This window comes from Xenorhabdus innexi (assembly GCF_002632485.1).
GTDB lineage: Bacteria > Pseudomonadota > Gammaproteobacteria > Enterobacterales > Enterobacteriaceae > Xenorhabdus > Xenorhabdus innexi.
On record NZ_NIBU01000015.1, the window covers coordinates 84,499 to 87,754 of the forward strand.

A 3,256-nucleotide genomic window follows, 5' to 3' on the forward strand; every position below is an offset into this window, starting at 1 on the left:
ATGTCTGGCAGTGTCCTACTCTCACATGGGGAGACCCCACACTACCATCGGCGCTACGGCGTTTCACTGCTGAGTTCGGCATGGGGTCAGGTGGGACCACCGCGCTATTGCCGCCAGACAAATCCTGTTTTCAATCCCGAACAAGCTGCTTGCGGCTTTCATGCCGCATTTTCTCTTTGAAACTTCGTCTTTCTCTCAAACACCCTAAAACACCTTCGGTGTTGTCAGGTTAAGCCGCACGGTTCATTAGTACTGGTTAGCTCAACGTCTCGCAACGCTTACACACCCAGCCTATCCACGTCCTCGTCTCGAACGCTCCTTCAGTGTCCTCAAGGGACAAGGGAAGACTCATCTTAAGGCAAGTTTCCCGCTTAGATGCTTTCAGCGGTTATCTCTGCCGCACGTAGCTACCGGGCAATGCCATTGGCATGACAACCCGAACACCAGTGGTGCGTCCACTCCGGTCCTCTCGTACTAGGAGCAGCCCCTTTCAATCTTCCAACGCCCACGGCAGATAGGGACCGAACTGTCTCACGACGTTCTAAACCCAGCTCGCGTACCACTTTAAACGGCGAACAGCCGTACCCTTGGGACCTACTTCAGCCCCAGGATGTGATGAGCCGACATCGAGGTGCCAAACACCGCCGTCGATATGAACTCTTGGGCGGTATCAGCCTGTTATCCCCGGAGTACCTTTTATCCGTTGAGCGATGGCCCTTCCATTCAGAACCACCGGATCACTAAGACCTACTTTCGTACCTGCTCGAGCCGTCACTCTCGCAGTCAAGCTAGCTTATGCCTTTGCACTAACCTCACGATGTCCGACCGTGATTAGCTAACCTTCGTGCTCCTCCGTTACGCTTTGGGAGGAGACCGCCCCAGTCAAACTACCCACCAGACACTGTCCGCAACCCGGATAACGGGCCTACGTTAGAACACCAGCCATTAAAGGGTGGTATTTCAAGGATGGCTCCACGCAGACTGGCGTCCACGCTTCCAAGCCTCCCACCTATCCTACACATCAAGGACCAGTGTTCAGTGTCAAGCTATAGTAAAGGTTCACGGGGTCTTTCCGTCTTGCCGCGGGTACACTGCATCTTCACAGCGAGTTCAATTTCACTGAGTCTCGGGTGGAGACAGCCTGGCCATCATTACGCCATTCGTGCAGGTCGGAACTTACCCGACAAGGAATTTCGCTACCTTAGGACCGTTATAGTTACGGCCGCCGTTTACTGGGGCTTCGATCAAGAGCTTCTCGCAAAGCGATAACCCCATCAATTAACCTTCCAGCACCGGGCAGGCGTCACACCGTATACGTCCACTTTCGTGTTTGCACAGTGCTGTGTTTTTATTAAACAGTTGCAGCCAGCTGGTATCTGCGACTGGCTTCGGCTCCGGGAGCAAGTCCCTTCACCTACGCGCCAGCGTGCCTTCTCCCGAAGTTACGGCACCATTTTGCCTAGTTCCTTCACCCGAGTTCTCTCAAGCGCCTGAGTATTCTCTACCTGACCACCTGTGTCGGTTTGGGGTACGATTCAATGTTACCTGATGCTTAGAGGCTTTTCCTGGAAGCCGGGCATCTGTCACTTCAGCACCGTAGTGCCTCGTCGTCACGCCTCAGTGTTAACGGCTGTCCGGATTTACCAGGACTGCCCACCTACACGCTTAAACCGGGACGACCGTCGCCCGGATGACATAGCCTTCTCCGTCCCCCCTTCGCAGTAACACCGAGTACAGGAATATTAACCTGTTTCCCATCGACTACGCTTTTCAGCCTCGCCTTAGGGGTCGACTCACCCTGCCCCGATTAACGTTGGACAGGAACCCTTGGTCTTCCGGCGAGCGGGTTTTTCACCCGCTTTATCGTTACTTATGTCAGCATTCGCACTTCTGATACCTCCAGCAAACCTCACGATTCACCTTCAACGGCTTACAGAACGCTCCCCTACCCAACAACGCCTAAGCGTCGCTGCCGCAGCTTCGGTGCATGGTTTAGCCCCGTTACATCTTCCGCGCAGGCCGACTCGACCAGTGAGCTATTACGCTTTCTTTAAATGATGGCTGCTTCTAAGCCAACATCCTGGCTGTCTGAGCCTTCCCACTTCGTTTCCCACTTAACCATGACTTGGGGACCTTAGCTGGCGGTCTGGGTTGTTTCCCTCTCCACGACGGACGTTAGCACCCGCCGTGTGTCTCCCGTGATAACATTCTTCGGTATTCGCAGTTTGCATCGGGTTGGTAAGTCGGGATGACCCCCTAGCCGAAACAGTGCTCTACCCCCGAAGATGAATTCACGAGGCGCTACCTAAATAGCTTTCGGGGAGAACCAGCTATCTCCCGGTTTGATTGGCCTTTCACCCCCAGCCACAAGTCATCCGCTAATTTTTCAACATTAGTCGGTTCGGTCCTCCAGTTAGTGTTACCCAACCTTCAACCTGCCCATGGCTAGATCACCGGGTTTCGGGTCTATACCCTGCAACTTAACGCCCAGTTAAGACTCGGTTTCCCTGCGGCTCCCCTATACGGTTAACCTTGCTACAGAATATAAGTCGCTGACCCATTATACAAAAGGTACGCAGTCACACCCCAAAGGGTGCTCCCACTGCTTGTACGTACACGGTTTCAGGTTCTCTTTCACTCCCCTCGCCGGGGTTCTTTTCGCCTTTCCCTCACGGTACTGGTTCACTATCGGTCAGTCAGGAGTATTTAGCCTTGGAGGATGGTCCCCCCATGTTCAGACAGGATACCACGTGTCCCGCCCTACTCGTCGAACTCCCGGCTTATGCGTCTTCGTGTACGGGGCTATCACCCTTTACTGCGCGCCTTTCCAGGCGCTTCCACTGACACACAAGCCGTTGTTGGTTCTGGGCTCCTCCCCGTTCGCTCGCCGCTACTGGGGGAATCTCGGTTGATTTCTTTTCCTCGGGGTACTGAGATGTTTCAGTTCCCCCGGTTCGCCTCGTTTGACTATGAATTCATCAAACGATAGTGCAACGGATTGCACTGGGTTTCCCCATTCGGGTATCGCCGGGTCTTGCGGGTCATATCCCCTTCCCGGCGCTTATCGCAGATTAGCACGCCCTTCATCGCCTCTGACTGCCTAGGCATCCACCGTGTACGCTTAGTCGCTTAACCTCACAACCCGAAGGTGTCTTCGGATTGGGGTTTTGAGAGACTCCTCAATCACCTTGCTGTCAAACAGCAAAATCACTGAGTGTTTCAAATTTTTCAGCTTGTTCCAGATTGTTAAAGAGCA

The 3,256-nt window shown here is 53.8% G+C and carries 2 rRNA genes; both read right to left on the reverse strand.

Annotated elements, in window-relative coordinates:
• Positions 1 to 2: 2 nt before the first annotated feature.
• A 5S ribosomal RNA gene (rrf, locus tag Xinn_RS23685) occupies positions 3 to 118 on the reverse strand.
• Between the two features lie 107 nt (positions 119 to 225).
• Positions 226 to 3,135: ribosomal RNA gene (locus tag Xinn_RS23690) — 23S ribosomal RNA — on the reverse strand.
• Positions 3,136 to 3,256 lie beyond the last annotated feature (121 nt).